Source organism: Bradyrhizobium sp. 61 (assembly GCF_023073075.1).
GTDB lineage: Bacteria > Pseudomonadota > Alphaproteobacteria > Rhizobiales > Xanthobacteraceae > Bradyrhizobium > Bradyrhizobium barranii.
In genome coordinates, this window is the sequence record NZ_JADPIU010000057.1 from 29,566 (window position 1) to 55,709 (window position 26,144).

Consider the following 26,144-nt stretch of genomic DNA (forward strand, 5'->3'; position numbering starts at 1 on the left):
GAATAAGACATGACTCGCGTTCGCTGTATCACCGAGATGGGCATGGGCGTTGACGTTCACGGCAGGGACGCCACCAAGGCGGCGAAGCGTGCCGTATCAGATGCCATCAGGCATTCGAGCCTTGGTTTCTTCCGGATGATCGGGAAGACCGCGAACGACATGTTCGTCGATGTCACGATTGCGGTGCCCAACCCTGAGGCGGTGGACAAGGACGCCGTTGCCAAGGAGCTGCCTTACGGCACGGTGACCGTGACTGCGGTCAAGGGCGGGCTGGAGATTCCCTCGGCCACGGAAGTGGCCAACGATCCCATCCTGATCGCCAATGCGGCGGTGATCGTCAGCTTCGACAAGGACTAGGCCGGTGTCCGACAGCGATTTGGCGTTGCTGGATCGTCCGATCTGGAGTGCGCTGACGACGAGCCAGAAGCATCTGGCGGAGGGCGGCCCGCGCGCGCGGCGCTATCCCGTGGACATGACGCCGTTTGCTGACATGGTCGACATGTCCGAGGCAAGCTTCGCCGCGCTCGGTGAACTCCTGGCGGGCTCGCAGGTTGCCGCGCTGTTCACGCCGGAGCCGGTCGACGTTCCCGCCAATTTCAGGGTCGTTCTGGCCGAGACCGGCGAGCAGATGATCGGCTCGCCGGCCGACAGTCCGCTGCGCGATGCCGAGATCGTCAAATTGAGCGCGGCCGACGTCGCCGCCATGATGGCGCTGACGGAGCTGACCAAGCCTGGTCCGTTCGCGTTGCGCACGCATGAGCTCGGCACGTTCCTCGGCATTCGCGTTGGTGGAGAATTGGTTGCGATGACGGGCGAGCGGATGAAGCCGGGAAAGTTCGTCGAGATGACGGCCGTCTGCGTGCATCCGGACTATCGTGGGCGCGGCTACGCGCAGGCGCTGCTGGCGGCGGTCGCGCGCCGGATCGAGGCGCGCGGCGAAATTCCTTTCCTGCACGTGTTTTCTCATAACGCGTCGGCGATTGCGCTGTACGAACGGCAGGGCATGAAGATCCGTCGCCGGCTGCACGTCACGGCGCTGATGAAGATTTGAGAGCCGATCGGACGGTCTTCATTTCCCGCGAAAGCGCGCTATATCCATCCCAACCATAATTTGGGGGAAACACATGGACGTCAGGACAACGGATTTTTCCGCCGCACGGACGGCGATGGAGCGCTATGTCGATCAGGAGATCATTCCGGGTGTGTCCTGGGCCGTGCTCTGTGGTCATGAGGTGGTTGACCAGCAATGCGTCGGCTTCGCCGATCGCGAGGCAAAAGCCGCGCTGCGGCCCGACCACATCTTTCGTGCGTTTTCCAACACCAAGATCTTCGTGACGTGCTCGATCATGCTGCTGGTCGAGGAAGGCCGCATCGGGCTTGATGACCCCGTCGAGAAATTCCTGCCGCAGCTTGGCAATCGCAAGGTGCTGAAGCAGGGTGCCGCGAGCCTTGCCGATGTCGAGCCGGCGAAGGGCCCGATCACGATCCGCCAGCTGCTGACCCACAGTTCGGGCCTCAGCTACGGCATCTTCGATCCCGGCACGGTGCTGTTCAAAGGCTATAACGAGGCGCGCGTGCTCAATCCGCTCACGCCGCTGACCGCCATGATCGACAAGCTTGCCGATCTGCCGCTGTCCTATCATCCCGGCGCGGGCTGGGAATATTCGGTGGCGACCGACGTGCTCGGCCGCGTGGTCGAGGTCGTCTCCGGTCATGCGCTCGACACCTTCCTCAAGGCGCGCATCTTCGATCGCCTCGGTATGGTCGATACCGGCTTCTCGGTGCCCGAGGCGCAGCAGGGCAGGCTGGTTGCACTCTATACCGGCGCCGACGTGCTTGATCCGATGAAGCCGGGCCTGACGCGCGCCGACAATCTGCCTTATCCGCAGGCCTATCGGCGGCCGTTTCCGCGGCTCTCGGGCGGTGGCGGTCTGGTCTCGACCTTGCCCGACATGCTCGCGCTGGTACGCGCGCTGCTACCCGGTCCGGATGCGCTGCTGAAGCCGGACACGCTGCAGCAGATGATGACGAACCAGTTGCCCGCGGGCCAGACCATCCGATTTGCCAATCTCGGGCCGATTCCCGGCAAGGGCTTTGGTCTCGGCGGCGCCGTCACCTTTGCGCCGACGCCGTTCGATCCCCCGAATTCGACCGGCGAATTCCAGTGGGGTGGGCTTGCCGGTACCCATTGGTGGATTTGTCCGCAGGCCAACACCGCCGGCGTGCTGATGACCCAGCGCCATATGGGCTTCTGGAACCCGTTCTTTTTCGAGTTCAAGCGCCTGGCCTACCAGGCGGTCGGGGGCTGATCGCGAAAAAAGTTCACGCCCCCGCGAATCCTTTTGGGTCTTCGCGTCCTCCTGATGGTCGAGGCATTTTGCTTCGGCTCATTTCGGAGGATGTGATGGCATTCTACAGGAAGAATATCGGTGGTCTGCATCAGGCGGTGCGGGTTGCGCTCGGAATTGCGGTTGCGATTGCCGCATTCGTTTTTCTCACCGGCGTCGCAGCGTGGCTGGTGGCGCTCGGGGGCGCAGGCCTCGCACTGACGGGGCTCGTCGGCTATTGCCCGATGTGCGCGATGGCCGGCATCGGACGAGGAGGCGTGTCGTGAGTGCGGCGGCGATCTCGTCAAGCCTGTTCGAGGCGGCCCGGCTCGGCGATCCCCAGGCAATCGCGTCTCTGCTCGAGACGGCGCAGCCGGATATCCGCCGCTACGCACGCGCCACCTGCCGCAGCTCGGCGGATGCCGAGGATGCAACCCAGGAGGCGATGTGGATCCTGTTCCGCCATGTCGGTACGATCCGCTCGCTGGTCGCTTTTTCGGCGTGGCTGTTCAGCGTGGTCCGCCGCGAATGTCTGCGGCTCGCGCGCAAGGCGGGGCTTGCGCCATCGATCGACGACGGCGAGGCGGAGGCACTGTTGCTGTCGCGCTCTGAAGCCGATTTGCGGCTTGACGTGGCGGCTGCGTTCGAAGCGTTGCCGGCGCATTATCGCGATGTCGCGCTGATGCGGGACGTCAAGGAAATGACCATCGACGAAATCGCCGCCGCGCTCGGTGCGTCCAGGCAGACCGTGAAGGCGCGCCTGCATCGCGCCCGTGCCCTGATGCGCGAATATCTGACGAGGTGAGACATGACCGATTATCAAACGCCTGACGATCTGAAGTCTGTCCCGGCTTTCGTGGCGCTCGCGCCGGTCGAGGCCAACGCGTTCCTTGCGTTCAACCACGCGGTCGAGCGCAAGGACGGATTGATCCCGCCGAAATATCGCGAGCTGATCTCGCTCGCGGTCGCGCTCACCACGCAATGTGCCTATTGCCTCGACGTGCATACGGCGCAGGCAGCGAAGGCCGGCGCGACGCGGGAGGAAGTCGCCGAAGCGGCGTTGATCGCCGCGGCCGTGCGCGCCGGCGGCACGCTCGGCCATGCGTTGCTGGCCCAGCGCTTGTTCGAGCGGCATCGAGACGAGGGAGAAGCATAGATGTCTAGTCGACGTCGGGACGCATGATTTGCCAAACTATCTCGGTCTCGATGGATTTCGCTTCGGCTGGGTCGCAGCCTGGATCGACGAGCGCGGCGATCATGGCTTTGATTATTCGCCGGGCCTGACGCGCTTGCTTGCGTTGCCGCATGCGCGTGCGATGATCGACATGCCGATCGGATTGAATCCGAGCGGCTATCGTGTGTGCGACCTGCGCGCGCGCGAATTGGTCGGCCCTGCCGTGTTTCTCGGTGCGCGCCGTGACCTCTGGACATTTCCGGACATGGCGGCAGCCAATCGCCACTATTGGGAGCGGGAAGGCAAGGGCAGGGGCGTGTCGGCGCAGCTCTGGAACATCAGGGACAAGATCAGGGACGTCGACGAGATCATGACGCCGGCGCGGCAGGCGACAATTGGCGAAGCCCATCCGGAGTTGATTTTCTGGAATCTGGCAGGGCGCGTCCGTCTCCCGAAGAAGACGTCGGCGCAAGGTCGTGAGCAGCGCATCGCGCTGCTGGCGCAACGCGGCTTCACGCGCCTGGAGACATGGCTGACGCAGCGTCATGGCACCGGCATCGGCCGCGACGATCTCATCGATGCCTGTGCCTGCGCGGTCGCGGCTCGCGACAGCACACAGCGTGTCGGCGGCGAGGAGGTCGATCCGCGCGGACTGCGGATGGAGATCAATTATTGAGGTCGCGGCCTCGCGCGTCTCGATGCGGGATAAAGTGGCAATTTATTTGAAGCGTGCAGGAACTGTCGACGGTCGGCCCGCGTTCCCCGTGCGAACCGATGACGGAGAAGCTCGTGCGATGAAGGATGCCAGTCAGTTCGCGACCGCGATGCTCGCGATCGTTTTCACCGGAGCGCTGCTCGTCACCGGGCAGCTCTTCATCGAGCAACGCGCGCAACGCGATATCGCGTACGCCGCCAGGCATCTACTGCGGCCGCTGTAGTCCGGCTTCGATGCATGATCACGGCCCGGCCTTGCGCCGTTCGACGGTTCGCCTAGATTAGGCGGCATCTCACGAACGAAGCCGGGGTCCCGATGCCTGATCTGTCCGCCTTTCCCATCACCAAGCGCTGGCCTGCCAGGCATCCGGAGCTGCTTCAGCTTTATTCGTTGCCGACGCCGAACGGCGTCAAGGTGTCGATCATGCTGGAGGAGATAGGTCTGCCTTACGAGGTCCACCTCGTCGACTTCGGCAAGGACGACCAGAAGACGGCGGAATTCCTCTCGCTCAATCCGAACGGCAAGATTCCAGCGATCCTCGATCCCAACGGTCCCGGCGGCCGGCCGCTGCCGCTGTTCGAGTCCGGCGCGATCCTGCAATACCTCGCCGAGAAGACCGGCAAGCTTCTGCCGGAGGACGCCGCGCGCCGCTACCAGGCCATCCAGTGGGTGCATTTCCAGATGGGCGGCATCGGGCCGATGTTCGGCCAGGTCGGCTTCTTCCACAAATTCGCCGGCAAGGATTTCGAGGACAAGCGGCCGCTCGAACGCTATGTCAGCGAGGCCAAGCGTCTGCTCGGCGTGATGGAGACGCATCTTTCCGGCCGGCAGTGGTTCATGGATGACGACTACACTATCGCCGACATCTCCATGCTCGGCTGGGTGCGCAACCTCATCGGCTTCTATGGCGCCGGCGATCTCGTCGAATTCAGCCAGTTCAAGTCGGTCGGTGCCTGGCTCGAACGGGGGCTGGCGCGTCCTGCCGTGCAGCGTGGGCTGAACATTCCGAAGCGGCCGTAAAATCAGGTCAGCGCCTTATGCGTCATGTAGAGCGCCATCACCGAGATGAGGGCGATCATGACCCTGTGCAGCACCGCTTTGCTGACGCCGTTGGCCGCGCGTGCGCCGAGATCGGTGCCGATCCAGAGGCCGGCGAGAATCCCGATGATGGCCGGCCAGCCGACCATGAGCCCCTTGCTCCAGTAGATCCAGGCCGCCGGAATGTTGGTCGGGATGACCGAGAAGATGAGGCTGACGAGTTGCGCCTGGTGCTGCGGGACGCGTAAGCCCGCGGCGAGGCCGACGGTGATCGCGAGCCCGCCGCCGATGCCCATGAAGCCGGAGGAAAACCCGGCAAGCGCGCCGATGAGGAGCAGGGGGAGCCAAGGCAGTTCGTCTCGGTCAACGGCCGCGTGGCTGCCGTCCTTGCGGTCGCGGCGCAGGATCAGAAGGGCGATCAGCGCGACGAGATAGACGACGTAGGTCCATTGCAGCACCGAGTCGGAGACCGCCGCCGCGGCGTAACCGCCGCCCGCACCGCCGACGAGAAATCCGAGGCCGATCCAGGCGATCCATTGCAGCGGGCTGCGATTGCCGCTCTGCCAGTAGCGGCGCACGCCGGCGAGGCCAGTGGGCGGGACCTGCGTGATCAGCGACGTCCCCTGGGCGACATGCTGCTCCGCGCCGAGCAGCAGCACGGTGAAGACGACAAGCCCGCCGCCCGGGCTCGTACCCATGAAGCCCGATGTCAGTCCGCCGACGAGACCGACGCCAATGCCTGCGAGGAGATCGTGAATCCAGGACATCGCTTACGTCCTGGTCCGTCGCTTGATGTCAGGCTTGGTCGTGCGAAATCCCTCGATCACGCCGCCGACGGCCGCCATGCAGGCCTCGATGTCGAAATCCTCGCCCCAGCATTTCTGCAGCACGAAGCCCTGGAAGATCGCGATGAGCACGCGCGCGATCGCATCGGCGCCGAGGTCGCGCTTGATCAGGCCGTCATGCTGGCCGCGCTCGACCAGCGCCACGATCAGCGCGCGCGGCAGGTCGATGCCTTCGACGACGCTGGTGCGGACGCGGCGGTTGCGCAGGGCCTCCGCCCAGCCGTGAATGCCGACGCGACGCCGCGCTTCGCCGGCGGGATCGGTGAGCCATTGCGCGTAGACGCGGATCAGCGCGTGGAGTCCTTCGATCGGATCACCCGATCCCTGCGCCACCGAGTTGAGCACGGCCTCGCGACGATGCCGGTCGTCGGCGAGCGCCTCGATCAAATCGTCCTTGCTCTGGAAGTAGAGATAGACCGCGCCGTGGCTCAAGCCCGACCGTTTGACGATGTCGGCCATGCCGGTCTGATGAAAGCCTTGCTCGGCGAAGCAGGCAAGGGCCGCTTCGAGGATCTGCTGCCGTCGGCCTTCGCGTTGCTTGTCGCTGATCTTGGGCATTTTGGCAGTCCATAAATAACTGACAGATCGGTCGTTTTGACCGTTTGCTCTATGCGGTTCCTACAAAGCCTGGCTTTAATAAAAAACGATCAGTCAGTCATTTTTATTATCAAAAGCGATCTTGGTCAAGTCCAGACGATCCGGAAACAGGAGGATCAAACCATTGCCGGGGGATATGGCGGGAGGTAACGGCGGCACGGCCCGCGATCGCGCGGCTAGAACAGCCGTCCGCCGTTCGGCACAGGCTTGCTCGGCTGCACCAGCACGACCTTGCCCTCGGCATCGGGGAAGCCGAGCGTCAACACCTCTGAGACGACCGGGCCGATCTGGCGCGGCGGGAAGTTGATGACGGCCGCGACCTGCTGCCCCACCAGCGTCTCGAGCGGATGATTTTCGGTGATCTGGGCCGAGCTCTTGCGCACGCCGATCGCGGGACCGAAGTCGATCCACAGCCGCCAGGCCGGCTTGCGCGCCTCCGGGAACGGTTTTGCATCGACGATGGTGCCGACACGGATATCGACCGCGAGGAAGGTGTTGAAGTCGATGGTTGGCGACACGGCCGCGGCGGGATCGTGAGTGACGTGCATTGATGTATCCGTTCGGAGAGCGAGGTTCGTTCGCAATGTTGTCGCGCGAACCGGAGTTTCGTACAACGCTGCAGTCATCCAACGACGCATGCGCGAGGAAGGTCTTGCCCAACATCATCTACGGCATCAAGAACTGCGACACCATGAAGAAGGCGCGCGCCTGGCTCGACACCCATGGCGTCGCCTACGAGTTCCACGACTACAAGGCGGCGGGCGTCGAGAAGGACAAGCTCAAGCAGTGGAGCGACAAGGCTGGCTGGGAGACGCTGCTCAATCGCGCCGGCACGACCTTCAAGAAGCTGCCGGATTCCGACAAGGAAGGCCTCACCGAGAAGAAGGCGCTGGCGCTGATGCTAGCGCAACCATCGATGATCAAGCGGCCGGTGCTCGAAGTCGGCGGCAAGCTTCTGGTCGGCTTCAAGCCGGACATCTATGCCAAGGAAGTCAAGGCCAAGTAAGTCAAGGCCAAGTAGGTCAAGGCCAAGTAGGTCGGCGCCAGATCGCGCTGCCCCCTAATTCAGCTCGACGATCTCGGTGGTGACGCCGGGCTGATCGGCGAACTCGACGACGTCGGCGGCAGCGATCCGCCCGGGAGCGCGATGGAAGAGATCGCGGTCGATCACCGCGCGCAGTTTCGGGCGCGGCAGCGCGTCATTTCCGCGCATCAGATTCTTGATCTCGAAGCCGCCGTCCTCGCAGAACGTCTTGAGCGAGGCGATGACGTGGCAGACCTTGCCGTCGGTCTGGAACGGCAGCAGCAGCCGTTCATAGGCAACCACGCGGCCATAGATGTCGTCGACGTCGGCCACGCTGTAGACCGGGAGGCCGCGCGCCACGCATTCATAATAGATCGGCATCACGAAGGGTGCGAGGCGCGGCCCGATGTAGTCGTCGAGCAGAACGCCTTTGCCGGTCTGTCCATAGGCGCGCGAGATGCGCGTGCCTTCGCTCTGGATGATGAGGCGCGGCGTCGGCGCCGAGATGTCGACGGTATAATAGATGAGATCGGACAGCTCTTCCTCGAGCCGCGCGGGCTGATACTCCCAGATCGCCGGCACCATCTGCCCGCGCGCATAAAGTCGCAGCCACGTGTTCAGGAGATCACGCTGCCTGATCGACTTGACGACAGAAGGAGCCGCGCTTGCAAAATCCAAGGCAATTTCCAAGACAATATTCCCGACGCATAAAACCCGCGCATGATCCATGCGGCGGGAAAATTTTCTATGAAGGCTGGCGCGCGGGATGAAAGACCGTTAACGACGGCTTGATGACCGGTGCCTTGCGAACCGGGAGGCCGGGCAGGCGACATCAAAACGCGTCCGACTAAGGGAGCATAAGCCTCCCGGCCGGAGACCTGATCTGCTCAGCTTTCCGCCTTGCCTAACCCCCGTCACCTCCGGCATATTCCGCGCCCGGAGGCGACGTTCCGGGACAGGCTCCAAGGCCCCCGGAAAGCCGAAGTAACTAAGGACAGCCACGCGTATTGTGCGGGCAGGGGGAAATCTGTTTGGCCGATGAGTTCATTCTCGAAACGGAAGGCTTGACCAAGGAGTTCGCGGGCTTCTTCGCCGTCCGCGACGTTGCGCTCAAGGTTCGCCGTGGGAGCATTCACGCGTTGATCGGCCCGAACGGGGCGGGCAAGACGACGTGCTTCAATCTTTTGACCAAGTTCCTCAAACCGTCCGCCGGCAAAATTCTGTACAAGGGGCAGGACATCACGTCGATGGCGCCGGCCGACGTGGCGCGCCTGGGACTGGTGCGATCATTCCAGATCTCGGCGGTATTTCCGCATCTCACCGCGCTGGAAAACGTCCGCGTCGCGCTTCAGCGCCAGCACGGCAGTTCCTTCGATTTCTGGCGCTCCAAGTCCGTGCTCAACCGATTCAACGATCGCGCGCGTGAACTGTTGAACGATGTCGGCCTCAGCGAGTTTGCCAATACGCCCGCGGTCGAGATGGCCTACGGCCGCAAGCGCGCGCTCGAGATCGCAACGACGCTCGCGCTCGACCCCGAGATGATGTTGCTGGACGAGCCGATGGCCGGCATGGGCCACGAGGACATCGACAAGATCGCGGCGCTGATCAAGCGCATCTCGGCGAAATATACCATCCTGATGGTCGAGCATAATCTGAGCGTCGTGGCCAATCTCTCCGACATCATCACCGTGCTGACGCGCGGGCAGGTGCTGGCGCAAGGCCATTACAGCGAGCTCACCAAGGACGAGCGCGTCAAGGAAGCCTATCTGGGAGCCGGTCATGCGTGAGACTGCAACCGCGGACGCTCCCGCAAAAGCCGCAACCGGCGGTAACATCCTCCAGGTCCGCAACCTGGAAGCATGGTATGGCGAGTCCCACATCCTGCACGGGATCAATTTCGACGTGAACGCGGGCGAGGTGGTCACGCTGCTCGGCCGCAACGGCGCCGGCAAGACGACCACGCTGAAGTCGATCATGGGCATCATCGGCAAGCGGACCGGCTCGGTGAAGTTCAACAACCAGGACATCATCCGCGCGACCTCCGACAAGATCGCGCGGATGGGCATCGCGTTCTGCCCGGAGGAACGCGGCATTTTCTCCAGTCTCGACGTGCGGGAGAATTTGTTGCTGCCGCCGGTGGTTCGCCCGGGTGGATTGCCGCTCGAGCAGATCTTCGATCTGTTTCCGAATCTGAAGGAACGTCTCAACAGCCAGGGCACCAAGCTCTCCGGCGGTGAGCAGCAGATGCTCGCGATCGCGCGCATCCTGCGCACCGGCGCGAGCTTCCTGATGCTGGACGAGCCGACCGAAGGTCTTGCGCCTGTCATTATCCAGCAGATCGGCCACACCATTGCACGGCTCAAGAAGGAGGGTTTTACCATCCTCCTGGTCGAGCAGAACTTCCGGTTCGCATCCACCGTCGCCGACCGCTATTACGTGGTCGAGCACGGCAAGATCATTGACGGATTTTCCAATTCGGAGCTTGCCGCCAACATGGACAAGCTCCACACCTATCTCGGCGTCTAAGACGGCCAAGCGTCAAACGGCCACGAGAAAATTCACGAGGGAAGTAGCATGAAAAAGTCGATTGCGTCGTTTCTGCTCGGCACGGCGTTGGCCGTCACCACGGCTGGCGTAGCCTTTGCGCAGGACAAGACCGTCAAGATCGGCGCGCTGTCCGATCAGTCCGGCCTCTACGCCGACCTCGGCGGTCCCGGCTCGACGCTCGCCGCCCAGATGGCCGTCGAAGATTCCGGCCTTGCGGCGAAGGGCTGGAAGATCGACATCATCTCCGGCGATCATCAGAACAAGCCCGACATCGGCACCGCGATCGCGCGGCAATGGTTCGACGTCGACAAGGTCGACATCATCGTCGACGTGCCGAACTCCGGCGTGGCGCTCGCCGTCAACAACGTCATCAAGGAAAAGAATGGCGTCTACATCAACTCGGGCGCCGCGACCTCGGACCTCACCAACGCGCAGTGCTCGCCCAACACGGTGCACTGGACCTACGACACCTACATGCTGGCCCACACCACGGGTCAGGCTCTGGTGAAGGCCGGTGGCGACAGCTGGTTCTTCCTGACCGCGGACTACGCCTTCGGTGCGGCGCTCGAGCGCGATACCACGGCCGTGGTCACCGCCAACGGCGGCAAGGTCGTCGGCGGCGTCAAGCATCCACTCAACACGCCCGACTTCTCGTCATTCCTGCTGCAGGCGCAGGCGTCCAAGGCCAAGATCATCGGCCTTGCCAATGCCGGCGGCGACACCACCAACTCGATCAAGCAGGCGGCCGAGTTCGGCATCGTCAAGGGCGGACAGAAGCTCGCGGCGCTGCTGCTGTTCCTCACCGACGTCAAGGCGATTGGCCTCGAGACCGCGCAGGGCCTCAACTTCACCGAGACGTTCTATTGGGACATGGACGACAAGACCCGGGCCTTCTCCAAGCGCTTCTCCGACAAGATGAAGAACAACGCGCCGCCCACCATGGTGCAGGCCGGCGTCTATGCGGGCGTGCGTCACTATCTCAAGACGCTGGAAGCGCTCGGCGGCAATCCCCATGACGGCGTCAAGGTCGTCGAGAAGATGAAGTCGTTGCCGACGGAGGACGACCTGTTCGGCAAGGGCGAGATCCAGCCGAACGGCCGCACCATCCACAGCGCCTACCTGTTCGAGGTGAAGAAGCCCTCGGAGTCCAAGGGGCCGTGGGACTTCTACAAGCTGGTCGGCACCGTGCCGGGCGACCAGGCTTTCACGCCGCTGTCCGAGAGCAAGTGCGCGCTCTTGAAGAAGTAAGATAACCGCCCGCAGGCCATCAGGCCTGCGGGCGATTTTCAGGCAACGCCGAAGGGACCGGGTGCGGGATCGATGCAGGCTCTTTACGCTCAGCTACTGGTGGGATTGATCAACGGCTCGTTCTACGCGCTGCTCAGTCTCGGGCTTGCCGTGATCTTCGGCATGCTCAACATCATCAATTTCGCCCACGGCGCGCTCTACATGATGGGCGCGTTCGTTGCCTATTTCCTGCTGAGCCTCGGCGGCATCAACTATTGGTGGGCGCTGCTGATCGCGCCTGTTATCGTCGGCATCTTCGGCATGATCCTGGAACGGACCATGCTGCAATGGCTGACGGGGCTCGACCACCTCTACGGCCTGCTCCTGACCTTCGGCATCGCGCTGATCGTGCAGGGCGTGTTCCAGAACTATTTCGGCTCCTCCGGTCTGCCTTATGCGATTCCGGACCAGCTCAAGGGCGGCATGAATCTCGGCTTCATGTTCCTGCCGATCTATCGCGGCTGGGTCGTCATCTTCTCGCTGGTGGTGTGTATCGCCACCTGGTTCCTGATCGAGAAGACGCGGCTCGGTGCTAACCTGCGCGCCGCCACTGAAAATCCGACGCTGGTGCGCGCTTTCGGCATCAACGTGCCACGCATGATTACGCTGACCTACGGTCTCGGCGTCGGCCTTGCCGCGCTCGCCGGTGTGCTCTCGGCGCCGATCAACCAGGTGCGGCCGTTGATGGGCGCCGACCTCATCATCGTCGTGTTCGCGGTGGTCGTGATCGGTGGCATGGGATCGATCATGGGCTCCATCATCACCGGCTTTGCGCTCGGTGTGATCGAGGGCCTGACCAAGTATTTCTACCCCGAGGCCTCCAACACCGTCGTGTTCGTGCTGATGGTGCTGGTGCTCTTGGTGAAGCCAACGGGACTGACGGGAAGGGCGGCCTGATATGACAGCCTTGACGGACGACACGCTGCCGGTAACCCCGCGCGCGATGCGTGACGAGATGGTCGTGTTCGTGGTGATGGCGCTGCTGCTGGCGTCGGTGCCCTTCACGGGCGTCTATCCGTTCTTCGTGATGCAGGCGCTGTGCTTTGCGCTGCTTGCCTGCGCCTTCAACCTGCTGATCGGCTATGGCGGCCTGTTGTCGTTCGGCCACGCAATGTTCATGGGCACCGCCGGCTATTGCAGCGCGCACGCGCTGAAAGTGTGGGCGCTGCCGCCGGAGCTCGGCATCCTCGTCGGAATCGCCGCGGCGTTCGGGCTGTCGCTCATCACCGGCTATATCTCGATCCGCCGCCAGGGCATCTATTTCTCGATGATCACGCTGGCGCTGTCGCAGCTCCTGTACTTCATCTACCTCCAGGCGCCGTTCACCCATGGTGAGGACGGCATTCAGGGCATTCCGCAGGGGCGGATGTTCGGCTTGCTCGATCTCTCCAAGCCGACGGTGCTTTATTACGTCGTGTTGGCCGGCTTCCTCGCCGGCTTCCTGCTGATCTACCGCATCATCAACTCGCCGTTCGGTGAAGTGCTGAAGTCGATCCGCGAGAACGAGCCGCGCGCGATCTCGCTCGGCTACCGGACCGACCAATATAAATTCCTGGCTTTCGTCCTGTCCGGCACGCTGGCCGGCTTTGCCGGATCGCTGAAGGTGTTCGTGGCGCAGAATGCCTCGCTCACCGACGTGCACTGGACGATGTCGGGCGAGGTCGTGCTGATGACGCTGGTTGGCGGTCTCGGCACCATCTTCGGCCCCGTGGTTGGTGCCTTCGCGATCATCGCCATGCAGCAATATCTGGCGGGTTTTGGCCAATGGGTGACGGTGATCCAGGGCTCGATCTTCGTGGTCTGCGTGCTCACCTTCCGCCGCGGCGTCATCGGCGAAATCGCTCATTACTTCCGGCGCTCGCTATAAACCTTTGATATCGCACCAATTTCATTGGTGCGCGAATCCGGTGGATGATCCGACTCCGCGGGCGTGAGATGACACGCGCGCGGAGCGGAAATGGTCTATGACAGTTTTATGACGGCCAGTTTGGGCCGGGCCATTTCCAACCGGTAGCCTACCCCATGATGCGATGGTTTCGCGCTTTCCTGCCCAAGGAAGAACGGTTCTTCGACCTGTTCGACCGCCATGCACAGACGGTGATCCAGGGCTCGATCGCGCTCCAGGGCATGCTGAACGGGGGCGAGGAGACGCCGGTCTACTGCCAGCGCGTCAACCAGTTCGAGAACGACGCCGACAACATCACCCGTGAGGTGCTGACGGCGGTGCGCCGCACCTTCATCACCCCCTTCGACCGTGGCGACATCAAGAACCTGATCACCTCGATGGACGACGCCATCGACCAGATGCAGCAGACGGCCAAGGCCGTGATGCTGTTCGAGGTCCGCACCTTCGAGCCGCCGATGCGGGAGATTGGCGGACTGCTGATCGAATGCGCCAATCTCGTGGGGCGCGCGTTGCCGCTGATGCAGTCGATCGGCCCGAACGTCGCGATGCTGACCGCGATCACGGAAGAACTGGGCAAGCTGGAGGGCCGGGTCGACGATCTCCATGACATCGGGCTGAAGGAGCTGTTCCTCAAGCATCGTGATGGCAGCGCGATGGATTTCATCGTCGGCGTCGAGATCTACGACCATCTCGAAAAGGTGGCCGACCGTTTCGACGACGTCGCGAACGAGATCAACAGCATCGTCATCGAGCAAGTTTAGGGCAGGGGTCGCGCCGTGGATGCTGCGCTCGGACTTCCTGTCCTCGTCGGCTTGATCGCCGTCGCGCTGCTGTTCGACTTCCTGAACGGCCTGCACGACGCCGCCAATTCGATCGCGACCATCGTTTCGACCCGCGTGCTGCGGCCGCAATTCGCGGTGCTCTGGGCCGCGTTCTTCAATTTCATCGCCTTCATGGTGTTCGGGCTGCATGTTGCCCAGACCATCGGCACCGGCATCATTGATCCCGCGGTCGTCGACGCCCAGGTGATCTTCGCGGCGCTTGTTGGCGCGATCGTCTGGAATCTCGTGACCTGGGGGCTGGGCATCCCATCCTCCTCTTCGCATGCGCTGATCGGCGGCCTCGTCGGCGGCGGCATGGCCAAGGCGGGGATCTCGGCGGCGGTGTGGAGCGGCCTGTCCAAGGCGGTGCTGGCGATCGTACTGTCGCCGCTGGTCGGCTTCCTGCTTGCGATGATGCTGGTCGCGATCGTGTCCTGGCTTTCGGTGCGCTCGACGCCGTTCGCGGTCGATCGCGCCTTCCGCATCCTGCAATTCGCCTCCGCCTCGCTCTATTCGCTCGGCCATGGCGGCAATGACGCCCAGAAGACCATGGGCATCATCGCGGTGCTGCTGTATTCGCAGGGCCATCTCGGCGGCGAATTCTCGGTACCGTTCTGGGTGGTGCTGTCCTGCCAGGCCGCGATGGCGCTGGGCACGCTGATGGGCGGCTGGCGCATCGTCCGCACCATGGGCCTGCGCATCACCAAGCTGACGCCGATGCAGGGCTTTTGCGCCGAGACCGGCGGCGCCGCGACGCTGTTCATGGCGACCTTCCTCGGCGTTCCCGTCTCGACCACCCACACCATTACCGGCGCGATCGTCGGCGTCGGCGCGGCCCGCCGCGTCTCGGCGGTGCGCTGGAACGTCGCGAGCTCGATCGTCTATGCCTGGGTGATCACGATCCCGGCCTCGGCCATTGTCGCGGCGCTGACCTGGTGGGCGGTCCAGATTTTCGTCAGGTGACGAATTTCAGCCCGGCGATGCCGGCGACGATCAGCCCAATGCTGGCGAGGCGGAACGCGGTGGCCGGCTCGCCGAACAGGATAATGCCAAGCGCGGCGGTACCGACCGCGCCGATGCCGGTCCAGACCGCATAGGCGGTTCCGACGGGCAGCGATTTGAGCGCTATTCCGAGCAGGATGACGCTGCCGGCCATCGCCGCGAGCGTGATGACGGACGGAACAAGCTTGGTAAAACCCTCAGTGTATTTCAGGCCGATCGCCCAGGTAATCTCGAGAAGACCGGCGACGAACAGGATACTCCAGGCCATGACGACCCTCCATTCAAGGCAGGGTCGTCCCCGCGGCGGATATGCTGATGAGGGGGAGGCCGTCCTCCCCGGGAGCGGATATGGGGCTGGCCGAAGGGCTCCGCAATTACCACATGAGGCTTGATCAGGCCCATTTTCCCTGCCAAACGCTCCCGCAATGTCCGACATCGCCATATCAGCCGAGTCGCCGGCCCGTTCCCCGCTTGCCACCGAAGTAGCGCGGCGGCGCACCTTCGCGATCATCTCCCACCCGGACGCGGGCAAGACCACGCTGACCGAGAAACTGCTGCTGTTCGGCGGCGCCATCAATCTCGCCGGCCAGGTCAAGGCCAAGGGCGAGCGGCGCAACACCCGTTCGGACTGGATGAAGATCGAGCGCGAGCGCGGCATCTCGGTCGTGACCTCGGTCATGACCTTCGAGTTCGAGGGTCTCGTGTTCAACCTGCTGGACACGCCGGGCCACGAGGACTTTTCGGAGGACACCTACCGTACGCTCACGGCGGTCGACTCCGCTGTCATGGTGATCGACGCCGCCAAGGGCATCGAGGCGCGCACCCGAAAGCTGTTCGAAGTCTGCCGCCTGCGCGACATTCCGATTATCACCTTCATCAACAAGATGGACCGCGAGAGCCGCGACGTGTTCGAGCTGCTCGACGAGATCGAGAAGACGCTCGCGCTCGACACCACGCCGATGACCTGGCCGGTCGGCCGCGGCCGCGATTTCCTCGGCACCTATGACGTTGCCAATGGCGGCGTGCGTCTGCTCGAAGGCGGCGGCGCCAAGACCGGCGCTGCACAGCAGATCGAGATCGCCGAGCTCGGCAAGCTCAACGCCAACCTCGATGTCGGCGCGGTCAAGGACGAGCTCGAACTCGTCACCGAGGCCTCAAAACCGTTCGAGCTCGCCGCGTTTCGCGAGGGCCATCTGACGCCGGTCTATTTCGGCAGCGCGCTGCGCAATTTCGGCGTCGGCGACCTCCTGCAAGGTCTCGGCAAGTTCGCGCCGGAGCCGCGCGCGCAGGAGAGCGACCAGCGCAAGGTCGAAGCCACCGATCCGCGCATGAGCGCCTTCGTGTTCAAGATCCAGGCGAACATGGATCCGAACCACCGCGACCGCATTGCCTTCGCGCGCCTGTGCTCCGGCAAGCTCAGCCGTGGCATGAAGGCCAAGCTGGTGCGCACCGGCAAGAGCATGCCGCTGTCGAGCCCGCAATTCTTCTTCGCGCAGGATCGTTCGGTCGCGGACGAAGCCTTCGCCGGCGACGTCGTCGGCATTCCCAATCACGGCACGCTGCGCATCGGCGATACCCTGACCGAGGGCGAGGATTTCACCTTCGTCGGCGTGCCGAGCTTCGCGCCGGAAATCGTCCGCCGCGTGCGTCTCACCGACGCGATGAAGGCGAAGAAGCTGAAGGAAGCGCTTCAGCAGATGTCCGAAGAGGGCGTGGTGCAGGTGTTCCGCCCGCGCGACGGCGCACCGGCGCTGGTCGGCGTGGTCGGGGCGCTGCAGCTTGACGTGCTGAAGGCACGGCTCGAGGCGGAATATTCGCTGCCCGTCGAGTTCGAGGTCAGCGAGTTCCAGCTCGCCCGCTGGGTCTCATCCGAGGACCGCAAGAAGCTCGACGCCTTCATCGCCGCCAATACGTCGAGCATTGCCGACGATGTCGACGGCGATCCCGTGTATCTGGCAAGAAACGAGTTCTATCTCGGCTACGCCAGGGAACGCGCCGAGGGCATCGAGTTCACGAACGTCAAGGACGTCAAGAAGAAGGGGTAGGGCGCTCTCTGCGCGCTGCTGCGTGGCCACACTCCGCTGTCATTCCCCGCGAAGGCGGGGAATCCAGTACGCCGCAGCCTCTCGATTCCATCACCGCCGTCTCGGAGTACTGGGTCGCCCGGTCGAGCCGGGCGACGACACTGGAGCTAAACGCGAGCATGTGAACAGCCGCAGGCTTGACGCGTTCGTTGGCAATGCCACGTTTGTGCGTGTGGCATTGTGAGCTCGCATCATGTGGCGCGGCATCCTCGTTTTCCTCCTGTTGGCGATATCGACGGTTGCCGCCGATGCGCAGCGCCGCCAGATCAATCCGATCCCGTTTTCGCATGAGCCGTGCAGCGTGCTCGCCGGCCGGCCCTGCACGCCGTACTATTGCAGCCCGCTCGAGCCCGGCCCCTGCATTCCCGAGATCGATTATCCCTACGGTCAGAACCTCCAGCTCACGATCGAAACCGTGCCGACGGAGGCTGATCGCGCCAAATACCGGAAGCCGGATCACGATCTCGATACGATCGGCGATCTCTTCGCCGAACTGCGCACCTGCTGGTCGCCGCCATCGGACAATGCGCGCGCGGGCATGCAGATGGCGGTGCGCTTCAGCTTCAACAAGGCAGGCGGCATGATCGGTCCGCCGCAGCTGACCTATGCGACCGCGGGCGTCCCGGCCGATACCCGAACGACCTATCTCAACGCGATCAATTCATCGCTGAAAGCCTGCCTGCCGCTCAAATTCACCAGCGGCCTCGGCGGCGCTCTGGCCGGACGCCCGATCGCGATCCGCTATGTCGATAATCGCGAGCTTGGAAAATAGCTCTATCCCCGCATCTTGCGGACTGCGCTTGCGCGGGTCTCGCAGGATGAAGGCCGCGCTGTTGCAGACCCGAGCCTGCACGCCTGACCATGAGGCGCGAGAGTTGCGACCCGCGCCCAATCGATGATACGCCATGGGCGGGGGCGCTGGTTGAGGGGAGGATGTCGTGGGTCTGCTGGTCATGATCCTGGGGCTGATGCTGTTTTTTGCGGCCCATGTTTTCACAACGAAACGAGAGGCGCGCGCGCAGGCGATCGCGAGACTGGGCGAGGGGACCTACAAGATCCTCTATGCGGCCGTCTCGCTTGCGGGACTGGCGCTGATCATCTGGGGCTTTGCCCATTATCGCGCTGCCGGAATGATCCCGGTTTGGGAGCCGCCGGTCGCATTCAAGCACATTACAGTCGCGCTGATGCTGCCCGCGGTTATCCTGGTGGTGGCGTCCTACTTGCGCGGGCGCATCTATGCGACGCTGAAGCATCCGATGCTGGCGGGCATCAAATTGTGGGCGGCCGCGCATCTGCTCGCCAATGGTGATCTCGGCTCCATCATCCTGTTTGGCTCGTTCCTGGGCTGGGCCGTGTACGACCGCATCTCGCTGAAGCATCGCACCGATGGCGGCGGCCCGCCGATTCCGGTGGGTGGGGTCACCAATGATCTGATCGCCGTTGCAGTCGGTGTCGTCGCCTATCTCGCGCTGGCCTTCGCATTCCACCCGGTTGTGATCGGCGTTCCCGTCATGGGAGGCTGACGACAGCCGATCAGCGCAAGACGGTTCCGCGCAGCCGTGCGCGGAACGTGACAAGCAACAGCCGAGGGCATCCCGATGGACTGGTCGCAATCTCAGATCCCGCCGATGCGGTTCGAGGCGCGCTTCGGCGATCGGGTGGTGCCGGCCTTCTGCGACCGGCCGGCGAGCCTGTGGGCGATGATCGCGGACGCTTGCGCCCGCAATCCGGATGGCGAAGCGCTGATCGCAGGCGATGTCCGGTTGAGCTGGCGACAGGCGGTGGAGCAGGCAGCGCGGATCGCGGCGGGCTTTCGCAAGCTCGGCCTGCAGCGCGGCGACCGGGTCGCGATCCTGCTCGGCAATCGTATCGAATTTCCGCTGCTGCTGTTTGCCGCCGCGCATGAGGGGCTGGTGACGGTGCTGCTCGGCACGCGCCAGCAGAAGCCCGAGATCGCCTATGTCCTCGCCGATTGCGGCGCCAGGATCCTGATCCATGAAGCGGGGCTCACCAGGCGGCTGCCCGATGCGCTTGATGTCCCCGATGTCATCCACCGCATCGCCGTCGACAGCGATCAGGCCCTGTCGCGTTTCGCCGTGCTCGCCGACAACGTCCCGGCATCGGCGCCGGTCGAGATCGGCGAGGAGGACACCGCGATGATCCTGTACACCTCGGGCACGACGGGCAAGCCGAAGGGCGCGATGCTCGCCCATTGCAACATCATCCATTCCTCGATGGTGTTCGTCTCCTGCCTGCAATTGACGGAAGCGGACCGCTCGATCGCGGCGGTGCCGCTCGGCCACGTCACCGGCGTCGTCGCCAACATCACGACCATGATCCGCTGCGGCGGCGCGCTGATCATCATGCCGGAGTTCAAGGCCGCGGATTATCTCAAGCTCGCCGCGCGCGAGCGCGTCACCTACACGGTGATGGTGCCGGCGATGTACAATCTCTGCCTGCTCCAGCCCGATTTCGACAGCTACGATCTCTCGAGCTGGCGCATCGGTGGCTTTGGCGGCGCACCGATGCCGGTCGCGACCATCGAGAAGCTCAAAGCGACGATTCCCGGCCTGAAGCTCGCGAACTGCTACGGCTCGACCGAGACGACGTCGCCCTCGACGATCATGCCGGGCGAGCTGACCGCGAGCCACATCGACAGTGTCGGCCTGCCGTGTCCGGGTGCCCGCATCGTCGCGATGGGAGCGGATGGACGCGAGCTGCCCGCTGGCGAGATCGGCGAGCTCTGGATCCAGAGCGCCTCCGTCATCAAGGGCTACTGGAATAACCCGAAGGCGACGGCCGAAAGCTTCACGGGCGGATTCTGGCATTCCGGCGATCTCGGCTCGGTCGATGCGGAGGGGTTTGTCCGCGTGTTCGACCGGCAGAAGGACATGATCAATCGCGGCGGCCTGAAGATCTATTCGGCCGAGGTCGAGTCCGTGCTGGCCGGCCACCCCGCCGTGGTCGAGAGCGCGATCATTGCCAAGGCTTGCCCGGTGCTGGGTGAGCGCGTCCACGCCGTGGTGGTGACGCGGGCGCCGGTGGCAAGCGACGCCTTGCGCGCCTGGTGCGCGGAGCGGCTGTCCGACTACAAGGTCCCCGAAACCATGGCGATCACCCCCGAGCCGCTGCCGCGCAATGCCAATGGCAAGGTGCTGAAGCGGCAGCTGCGGGAGCTCCTGGGAACCTGAGCCGGACAGGCCGGTCCGGGCTGTTCTGGGTGGTTAACGCCTTGATTGGGCTCGCTTTGCCTTGCCACCGCCATATCGTTAGGGTACCCCGCCGCCACGTGGGGGACGGGGATTCCTGACGCGAACGCATTGGCGCGCGCACCCGGACGGGCATGGGATTAACATAAGTGTCTGAATTATTTGACGAAGTCGACGAGGAAGTACGTCGCGAACAGCTCAAGAAGCTGTGGGACAAGTATTCGATCGTCTTCATTGCCCTGATGGTGCTGATCGTGGCCGCCGTGGGCGGCTGGCGCGGCTACCAGTACCTGGAGGGCAAGAAGGCCGCCGAGGCCGGCGCCGCCTTCGAGAAGGCCGCTGAGCTGTCCGACCAGGACAAGCACGCGGAGGCCGAGGCCGCCTTCACCGCGCTCGCCGCCAAGGCTCCCTCGGGTTATCGCACTCTGGCGCGGCTACGTGCCGCGGCCGAGGCCGCGCCCCGCGATCCCAAGGCGGCCGCCAAGATGTTTGACGACATCGCAGCCGATCGCAGCATCGGTGGTGAGTGGCAGGATCTGGCGAAGCTCCGCGCCGCCGGCCTGCTGGTCGACGGCGCGTCCTATGCCGACATGCAGCAGCGGCTGGAGTCCTCCGCCGCGCCCAAATCCACGTTCCGCCACAGCGCCCGCGAGTTGCTGGCGCTATCGGCCTGGCGCAACAACGACATGACCGCGGCCCGCAAATGGCTCGACGCGATTGCCGAGGACGGCGAAACGCCGCCCGGTTTGCGCTCACGCGCCGAGGCGCTCCAGGCCCTGCTGCCGCCCGTCGCCAAAAGCTGACCAAGAGCTGACCTTCGGGCTCACTGACGTAGACGAGACACAAGATGCGCCGCACGCCACGCTTGATCGCAGCCGCCGTCCTGATCGCCTTCACGGGCATCCTGGGCGGCTGCTCCAGCTTCGATCCAAGCGACATGCTCGACTTCCTCGACACCAAGAAGAAGCTGCCGGGCGACCGCAAGCCGGTCTTCCCGGAGGGCGTTCCGGGCCTCGAGCAGGGCGTGCCGCGGGAGATGTACAAGGGCGCAGCACAGCAGCAGCCGGATCCGAACGCACCGGCCGTCGCGGCTCTGCCCGCCGAGCCGCCGCCCGAGGCCAGGCCGGCAAAGGGTGCCAAGGCGAAGAAGACCAAACAGCCTGCCAGCGCCTCCACCGCGCCCGCTGAGGCGCCGGCGGGCGAGGTTGACGGCGAGGCCCAGCCCGAGGCCGCGCCGCCTACGGCCGCTCCGCCGCCCAAGCAGAAGATCGTGCGCAAGCGCACCACCGCCCCGCCGCCGGATCAACCCGTCCAGCAGGCGCAACCGACCCAGACCACCCAGCAGCAATCGCAGGGAGCTTTCCCGGCACCGATGCCGAGCGGCAGCTTTTCGCGCTGATCCCTTCATTACATTGACAGGCGCGGCCTTCGCAGCGCACGAATGACCGATGTCCTTCACGATTGCTATTATCGGCCGGCCCAATGTCGGCAAATCGACGCTGTTCAACCGCCTGGTTGGGCAGAAGCTCGCGCTCGTCGATGACCTGCCGGGCGTTACCCGCGACCGCCGCGAAGGCGAGGCCAGGCTCGGCGACCTCGAATTCACCATCATCGACACCGCCGGCCTCGACGAGGGTGCCAAGGGCTCGCTGACCGCGCGCATGCAGGAGCAGACCGAGGCCGCGATCGCACAGGCCGACGCGCTGTTCTTCGTCATCGACGCCCGCATCGGCCTGACGCCCACCGATCGCGCCTTCGCCGATTTCGCCCGCAAGGCCGACAAGCCGGTACTGCTGGTCGCCAACAAGAGCGAAGGCAAGCACGGCGATGCCGGCGCGATGGAGGCGTTTGCGCTCGGCCTCGGCGATCCCATTCAGGTCTCGGCCGAGCACGGCGAGGGCATGGGCGAGCTGTATGACGCCCTCCGCGAGTTGATGCCGGAGCCTGTCGAGGAAGATGAAGCCGAGGACGACGAGCCGCTGACCGAGGAGGAGGCCGCGACGCGTCCGATCCGCGTCGCCATCGTCGGCCGGCCCAATGCCGGCAAGTCGACGCTGATCAATCATCTGCTCGGCGAGGAGCGCCTGCTGACGAGCCCGGAGGCCGGCACCACGCGCGATTCCATCGCGGTCGAGATCAACTGGAAGGGCCGCGATTTTCGCGTGTTCGATACCGCAGGCCTGCGCCGTCGCTCGCGCATCGAGGAAAAGCTGGAGAAGCTCTCGGTCGCCGACGCGTTGCGCGCGGTGCGCTTTGCCGAAGTCGTCGTGATGATGATGGACACGCAGAACCGCTTCGAGGAGCAGGACCTGCGCATCGCCGATCTGATCGAGCGCGAGGGCCGCGCGGTCGTGCTCGCCGTCAACAAATGGGATCTGATGGAGACCAAGGGCGGCGGCGCCATCTCGGGCCTGCGCCGGGATGCCGACCATTCGCTGCCGCAGATCAAGGGCGTGCCGATCGTCGCCGTATCAGGTCTGATGGGCGAGGGCATCGATCGTCTGATGCAGGCGATCCAGGACGCCTACGCGGTCTGGAACAGGCGCGTGCCGACATCCGCGCTCAATCGCTGGTTCGAGCAGGCCGTGCAGGCCAATCCGCCGCCGGCGGTGTCCGGCCGACGGCTCAAGCTGAATTACATCACGCAGAACAAGGCCCGTCCGCCGAGCTTCGTGCTGTTCTGCTCGCGCGCGGACGCGGTGCCACAGTCCTATTTGCGCTACCTGACCAATTCCATGCGCGAGACCTTTGAGCTGCCGGGTACGCCGGTGCGCATCACCTTGCGCGAAAAGGCCAACCCCTTCGCCCACAAGCGCAAGCGGCCGTCGTGAGCAACGATGCCGGCGAGGCGACGGCGCAGGGCGCCGCGCCAATCCGGCGCGGCGCGGTCGCCTTCATCTTCGTCACCATCCTGCTCGACATGCTCGCGCTCGGCGTGATCATGCCGATCCTGCCGAAGCTGATCGAGAGCTTCGTCGACAACGACACCGCGCATGCGGCCCGTATCTTCGGCCTGTTCGGCACCGCCTGGGCGCTGATGCAGTTCGTGTTCTCGCCGGTGCTCGGCGCGCTGTCGGATCGCTTCGGACGGCGGCCGGTGGTGCTGCTGTCGAATTTCGGGCTCGCCGCCGACTATGTGCTGATGGCGCTCGCGCCGTCGCTGCTCTGGTTGTTCATCGGCCGCGTGATCTCGGGCATCACCTCGGCGAGCATTTCCACCGCCTTTGCCTATATCGCCGACATCACGCCGCCGGAGCGGCGCGCGGCCGTCTTCGGCAGGATTGGAGCTGCCTTCGGCGCCGGCTTCATCCTGGGCCCGGCGCTCGGCGGCCTGCTCGGCGATATCGATCCGCGGCTGCCGTTCTGGGCGTCGGCGGCTTTGAGCTTTGCCAATGCGCTCTATGGGCTCTTCGTCCTGCCGGAATCGCTGGCGCCGGAGCGGCGCGCGCCGTTCCGCTGGACCAGCGCCAATCCGGTCGGAGCGCTGCACTTGCTGCGTTCCAACGCGGCGCTGGCCGCGTTATCCATCGTCAACTTCATCGCACAGGTCGCGCATGTCGTGCTGCCCTCGACCTTCGTGCTTTATGCGACCTATCGCTACGGCTGGGATTCCAAGACCGTGGGTCTGACGCTCGCGATGGTCGGCATCTGCGCCATGGTGGTGCAGGGGCTCGCCATCGGCCCGATCGTGCGCGTGCTCGGCGAGCGGAATGCGCTGGTGCTCGGCCTGTGCTGTGGCGCGATCGGCTTCGTGATCTTCGGCGCCGCGCCGACCGGCCCGCTGTTCTGGATCGGCATTCCCGTGATGTCGCTGTGGGGCATCTCGGGTGCCGCTATGCAATCGCTGATGACGCGATTGGTCGCGCCCGATCAGCAGGGCCAGTTGCAGGGCGCGACCGCGAGCGTGCAGAGCGTGTCGCAGCTCGTCGGACCGTTCCTGTTCACGCTGACGTTTTCCTATTTCATCGGCGCCAGCGCGCCGTGGCATCTGCCCGGCGCGCCGTTCCTGCTTGCGGCGGTGTTGATGGTGGCATGTGTCGCGATCGCGATGCGGGCGCTGGTGACTACAAAGACGGTTTCGTAGGGTGGGCAAAGCGAAGCGTGCCCACCGCTACTTCGTCAACCCGCGGAGAGAAGGTGGGCACGGCGCTTACGCGCCTTTGCCCACCCTACGGCAGCGTCGACGGTCTTACTTCTTCACCAGCGGACACTCGCTGTCCTTGAGCGGCTTGGCCGCGTCTTCCGCTGCGATCGTGGCGATCTGCTTGTAGTAGTCCCACGGACCCTTCGACTCCTCGGGCTTCTTCACCTCGAACAGATAGGCCGGGATGAGACGGCGTCCGTCCTGGCGCAGCGGGCCATTGCCGAACAGCGGATCGTCGGTCGGCAGCTCCTTCATCTTGGCGACGACCTTGGCGCCGTCATGCGGGTTGCCGCCGAGCGCTTCCATCGCCTTGAGATAGTGCAGCACCATCGCGTAGTTGCCGGCCTGGGTCATCGACGGCATCGCGTTCTTGCTGGCCAGGGCGGCGAAGCGCTTCGACCAGGCGCGGGTCTGCTCGTTCATGTCCCAGTAGAAGGACTCGGTGAAGGTCAGGCCGTGCGCGGTCTTTAGCCCCAGCGAATGCACGTCGTTGATGAACAGCAGCAACGCCGCGAGCTTCTGGCCGCCCGATACGATGCCGAATTCGGCCGCCTGCTTGATCGAGTTCGTGGTGTCGCCGCCAGCATTGGCGAGGCCGACCACCTTGGCCTTGGACGATTGGGCCTGCAGCAGGAAGGACGAGAAGTCCGAGCTGTTGATCGGGTGCTTGACGCTGCCCAGCACCTTGCCGCCGTTCGCCGTCACGACGGCCGTGGTGTCGCGTTCCAGCGCGTGGCCGAAGGCGTAATCCGCGGTAAGAAAGAACCAGGTGTCGCCTCCGGCCTTGGTCAGCGCCTTGCCGGTGCCGTTGGCGAGCATGTAGGTGTCGTAAGTGTAGGAGATCGTGTTCGGCGTGCAGGCCTTGCCGGTCAAGTCGGCAGAGGCGGCGCCGGAATTCAGCAGCACCGAATTCTTTTCCTTGACGAGGTTGCTGACCGCGAGCGCGACGCCGGAGTTCGGCGTATCGGCGATCGCATCGACCTTCTCGTTGTCGATCCACTGCCGAGCGATATTGACGCCGACGTCCGGCTTGTTCTGGTGATCGCCGCTCAGCACGTCGATCTTCCAGCCCTTCTTGAGCAGGCCGGAATCCTCGACGGCCATCTTGATCGCGACCACGGAGTTCGGGCCGCCGATATCGGCATAAAGGCTCGACATGTCATTCAAGACGCCGATCTTGACGGTCTTGTCCTGCGCGTAAGCGGATGTTGCAAAACCGAAGGTGGCACAGGCCAGAAGGGCCGCATAGCGGCGCGCGAGCGTCGTCGTCATAAAAGGTCTCCTCCATTTTCAATATGCGGACGGCTCTCTTGCGGAGCCTTGTTCCGGCTGATCGCTCTACCGTGTCCCACGGCCGGCGGCAATGCGCCTAAAGCCGGATGACGCTGCGGCGTAGCGTCATCCGTCGGCTAACCTTTGGGCAA

Annotated in this window: 31 protein-coding genes; 25 read left to right on the forward strand and 6 right to left on the reverse strand. The window is 64.2% G+C overall.

Translation table 11 applies throughout. The features are described from left to right. The first annotated feature begins 9 nt into the window (after positions 1–9). The 9 genes from IVB46_RS20595 (at position 10) to IVB46_RS20635 (ending at position 5,236) form a co-directional block, all read left to right on the forward strand. Entirely contained in the window at positions 10–357 is a 348-nt protein-coding gene (locus tag IVB46_RS20595) for a Lin0512 family protein (protein WP_063983745.1), read from the forward strand. Between the two features lie 4 nt (positions 358–361). Then, entirely contained in the window at positions 362–1,051 is a 690-nt protein-coding gene (locus tag IVB46_RS20600) for a GNAT family N-acetyltransferase (RefSeq protein WP_247311518.1), read from the forward strand. Positions 1,052–1,124: 73 nt separating this feature from the next. Continuing rightward, positions 1,125–2,309 carry a serine hydrolase domain-containing protein gene (locus IVB46_RS20605; RefSeq protein WP_247311515.1) on the forward strand — a complete coding sequence of 395 codons (1,185 nt, stop codon included), beginning with the start codon at positions 1,125–1,127 and terminating at the stop codon, positions 2,307–2,309. Positions 2,310–2,404: 95 nt separating this feature from the next. Next, entirely contained in the window at positions 2,405–2,614 is a 210-nt protein-coding gene (locus IVB46_RS20610; RefSeq protein WP_247311512.1) for a DUF2892 domain-containing protein, read from the forward strand. Further along, positions 2,611–3,132: a sigma-70 family RNA polymerase sigma factor gene (locus IVB46_RS20615; protein WP_063983741.1), complete on the forward strand. Its 522-nt coding sequence runs from the start codon at positions 2,611–2,613 to the stop codon at positions 3,130–3,132. Before IVB46_RS20610 ends, IVB46_RS20615 begins: the two co-directional genes overlap by 4 nt. A 3-nt stretch (positions 3,133–3,135) precedes the next feature. Continuing rightward, positions 3,136–3,483: a carboxymuconolactone decarboxylase family protein gene (locus IVB46_RS20620; RefSeq protein ID WP_028157609.1), complete on the forward strand. Its 348-nt coding sequence runs from the start codon at positions 3,136–3,138 to the stop codon at positions 3,481–3,483. 28 nt (positions 3,484–3,511) lie between these two features. Continuing rightward, on the forward strand, positions 3,512–4,177 hold the full coding sequence (locus IVB46_RS20625) for a DUF429 domain-containing protein (protein WP_247311509.1): 666 nt from the start codon (positions 3,512–3,514) through the stop codon (positions 4,175–4,177). Positions 4,178–4,295: 118 nt separating this feature from the next. Next, on the forward strand, positions 4,296–4,439 hold the full coding sequence (locus IVB46_RS20630) for a hypothetical protein (RefSeq protein WP_247311506.1): 144 nt from the start codon (positions 4,296–4,298) through the stop codon (positions 4,437–4,439). A gap of 92 nt (positions 4,440–4,531) precedes the next feature. Further along, positions 4,532–5,236, forward strand: coding sequence for a glutathione S-transferase N-terminal domain-containing protein (locus IVB46_RS20635; protein WP_071914746.1), 705 nt, complete (start codon positions 4,532–4,534; stop codon positions 5,234–5,236). Between the two features lie 2 nt (positions 5,237–5,238). On the opposite strand, the gene IVB46_RS20640 is transcribed toward IVB46_RS20635, so the two are convergent. The 3 genes from IVB46_RS20640 to IVB46_RS20650 all read right to left on the reverse strand — a co-directional run bounded on the left by IVB46_RS20640 (position 5,239) and on the right by IVB46_RS20650 (position 7,244). After that, positions 5,239–6,021 carry a sulfite exporter TauE/SafE family protein gene (locus tag IVB46_RS20640; RefSeq protein ID WP_247311502.1) on the reverse strand — a complete coding sequence of 261 codons (783 nt, stop codon included), beginning with the start codon at positions 6,019–6,021 and terminating at the stop codon, positions 5,239–5,241. A gap of 3 nt (positions 6,022–6,024) precedes the next feature. Further along, the gene (locus IVB46_RS20645) at positions 6,025–6,657 is read right to left on the reverse strand and encodes a TetR/AcrR family transcriptional regulator (RefSeq protein ID WP_247311499.1); all 633 of its coding nucleotides are present in this window, start codon (positions 6,655–6,657) and stop codon (positions 6,025–6,027) included. A gap of 215 nt (positions 6,658–6,872) precedes the next feature. Beyond that, the gene (locus IVB46_RS20650) at positions 6,873–7,244 is read right to left on the reverse strand and encodes a tRNA-binding protein (RefSeq protein ID WP_247311495.1); all 372 of its coding nucleotides are present in this window, start codon (positions 7,242–7,244) and stop codon (positions 6,873–6,875) included. Between the two features lie 104 nt (positions 7,245–7,348). Between IVB46_RS20650 and IVB46_RS20655 the strand changes: the two genes are divergently transcribed. Then, positions 7,349–7,702 carry an ArsC family reductase gene (locus tag IVB46_RS20655; protein WP_014495852.1) on the forward strand — a complete coding sequence of 118 codons (354 nt, stop codon included), beginning with the start codon at positions 7,349–7,351 and terminating at the stop codon, positions 7,700–7,702. Between the two features lie 54 nt (positions 7,703–7,756). Here the strand turns inward: IVB46_RS20655 and IVB46_RS20660 are convergent, their stop codons facing one another. After that, positions 7,757–8,449 (reverse strand): hypothetical protein, encoded by a 693-nt coding sequence (locus IVB46_RS20660; protein WP_063983736.1) that lies wholly within the window; start codon positions 8,447–8,449, stop codon positions 7,757–7,759. A gap of 302 nt (positions 8,450–8,751) precedes the next feature. Here IVB46_RS20660 and IVB46_RS20665 point away from each other — a divergent pair, with 302 nt between their 5' ends. The 7 genes from IVB46_RS20665 (at position 8,752) to IVB46_RS20695 (ending at position 15,244) form a co-directional block, all read left to right on the forward strand. After that, positions 8,752–9,507, forward strand: a complete 756-nt coding sequence (locus IVB46_RS20665) for an ABC transporter ATP-binding protein (protein WP_247311493.1) — start codon at positions 8,752–8,754, stop codon at positions 9,505–9,507. Further along, positions 9,500–10,246, forward strand: a complete 747-nt coding sequence (locus IVB46_RS20670; protein WP_063983734.1) for an ABC transporter ATP-binding protein — start codon at positions 9,500–9,502, stop codon at positions 10,244–10,246. The genes IVB46_RS20665 and IVB46_RS20670 overlap by 8 nt, the downstream gene beginning before the upstream one ends. 48 nt (positions 10,247–10,294) lie before the next feature. Then, complete coding sequence (locus IVB46_RS20675; protein WP_071914736.1) at positions 10,295–11,515, forward strand: ABC transporter substrate-binding protein; 1,221 nt, start codon at positions 10,295–10,297, stop codon at positions 11,513–11,515. Positions 11,516–11,587: 72 nt separating this feature from the next. Next, positions 11,588–12,451 (forward strand): branched-chain amino acid ABC transporter permease, encoded by an 864-nt coding sequence (locus IVB46_RS20680; protein ID WP_063983732.1) that lies wholly within the window; start codon positions 11,588–11,590, stop codon positions 12,449–12,451. Between the two features lies 1 nt (position 12,452). Next, on the forward strand, positions 12,453–13,421 hold the full coding sequence (locus tag IVB46_RS20685) for a branched-chain amino acid ABC transporter permease (protein WP_135215252.1): 969 nt from the start codon (positions 12,453–12,455) through the stop codon (positions 13,419–13,421). A gap of 155 nt (positions 13,422–13,576) precedes the next feature. Further along, complete coding sequence (locus IVB46_RS20690; RefSeq protein WP_014495845.1) at positions 13,577–14,221, forward strand: DUF47 domain-containing protein; 645 nt, start codon at positions 13,577–13,579, stop codon at positions 14,219–14,221. A 15-nt stretch (positions 14,222–14,236) separates the two neighbouring features. Next, on the forward strand, positions 14,237–15,244 hold the full coding sequence (locus tag IVB46_RS20695) for an inorganic phosphate transporter (RefSeq protein WP_008143644.1): 1,008 nt from the start codon (positions 14,237–14,239) through the stop codon (positions 15,242–15,244). On the opposite strand, the gene sugE is transcribed toward IVB46_RS20695, so the two are convergent. Further along, positions 15,237–15,551 carry a quaternary ammonium compound efflux SMR transporter SugE gene (sugE, locus tag IVB46_RS20700; RefSeq protein ID WP_247311490.1) on the reverse strand — a complete coding sequence of 105 codons (315 nt, stop codon included), beginning with the start codon at positions 15,549–15,551 and terminating at the stop codon, positions 15,237–15,239. The genes IVB46_RS20695 and sugE overlap by 8 nt on opposite strands. A gap of 157 nt (positions 15,552–15,708) precedes the next feature. Between sugE and IVB46_RS20705 the strand changes: the two genes are divergently transcribed. The 8 genes from IVB46_RS20705 to IVB46_RS20740 all read left to right on the forward strand — a co-directional run bounded on the left by IVB46_RS20705 (position 15,709) and on the right by IVB46_RS20740 (position 24,660). Further along, positions 15,709–17,328: a peptide chain release factor 3 gene (locus tag IVB46_RS20705; RefSeq protein WP_247311487.1), complete on the forward strand. Its 1,620-nt coding sequence runs from the start codon at positions 15,709–15,711 to the stop codon at positions 17,326–17,328. A 232-nt stretch (positions 17,329–17,560) separates the two neighbouring features. Continuing rightward, a complete protein-coding gene (locus IVB46_RS20710; RefSeq protein ID WP_247311484.1) occupies positions 17,561–18,139 on the forward strand; it encodes a hypothetical protein in 579 nt (192 codons plus the stop codon). Positions 18,140–18,305: 166 nt separating this feature from the next. Next, positions 18,306–18,890, forward strand: coding sequence for an NnrU family protein (locus IVB46_RS20715; protein WP_063983728.1), 585 nt, complete (start codon positions 18,306–18,308; stop codon positions 18,888–18,890). A gap of 75 nt (positions 18,891–18,965) precedes the next feature. After that, positions 18,966–20,558, forward strand: coding sequence for a class I adenylate-forming enzyme family protein (locus IVB46_RS20720; RefSeq protein ID WP_247311480.1), 1,593 nt, complete (start codon positions 18,966–18,968; stop codon positions 20,556–20,558). 167 nt (positions 20,559–20,725) lie between these two features. After that, positions 20,726–21,379 (forward strand): tetratricopeptide repeat protein, encoded by a 654-nt coding sequence (locus IVB46_RS20725; RefSeq protein WP_247311478.1) that lies wholly within the window; start codon positions 20,726–20,728, stop codon positions 21,377–21,379. A 44-nt stretch (positions 21,380–21,423) separates the two neighbouring features. Continuing rightward, positions 21,424–21,975, forward strand: a complete 552-nt coding sequence (locus IVB46_RS20730) for a hypothetical protein (RefSeq protein ID WP_247311474.1) — start codon at positions 21,424–21,426, stop codon at positions 21,973–21,975. 49 nt (positions 21,976–22,024) lie between these two features. Then, the gene (gene der, locus IVB46_RS20735; RefSeq protein ID WP_247311469.1) at positions 22,025–23,407 is read left to right on the forward strand and encodes a ribosome biogenesis GTPase Der; all 1,383 of its coding nucleotides are present in this window, start codon (positions 22,025–22,027) and stop codon (positions 23,405–23,407) included. After that, complete coding sequence (locus tag IVB46_RS20740) at positions 23,404–24,660, forward strand: TCR/Tet family MFS transporter (RefSeq protein ID WP_247311466.1); 1,257 nt, start codon at positions 23,404–23,406, stop codon at positions 24,658–24,660. Before der ends, IVB46_RS20740 begins: the two co-directional genes overlap by 4 nt. A gap of 105 nt (positions 24,661–24,765) precedes the next feature. Here the strand turns inward: IVB46_RS20740 and IVB46_RS20745 are convergent, their stop codons facing one another. Then, positions 24,766–25,992 carry an ABC transporter substrate-binding protein gene (locus IVB46_RS20745; protein WP_071914710.1) on the reverse strand — a complete coding sequence of 409 codons (1,227 nt, stop codon included), beginning with the start codon at positions 25,990–25,992 and terminating at the stop codon, positions 24,766–24,768. Between the last annotated feature and the right edge of the window lie 152 nt (positions 25,993–26,144).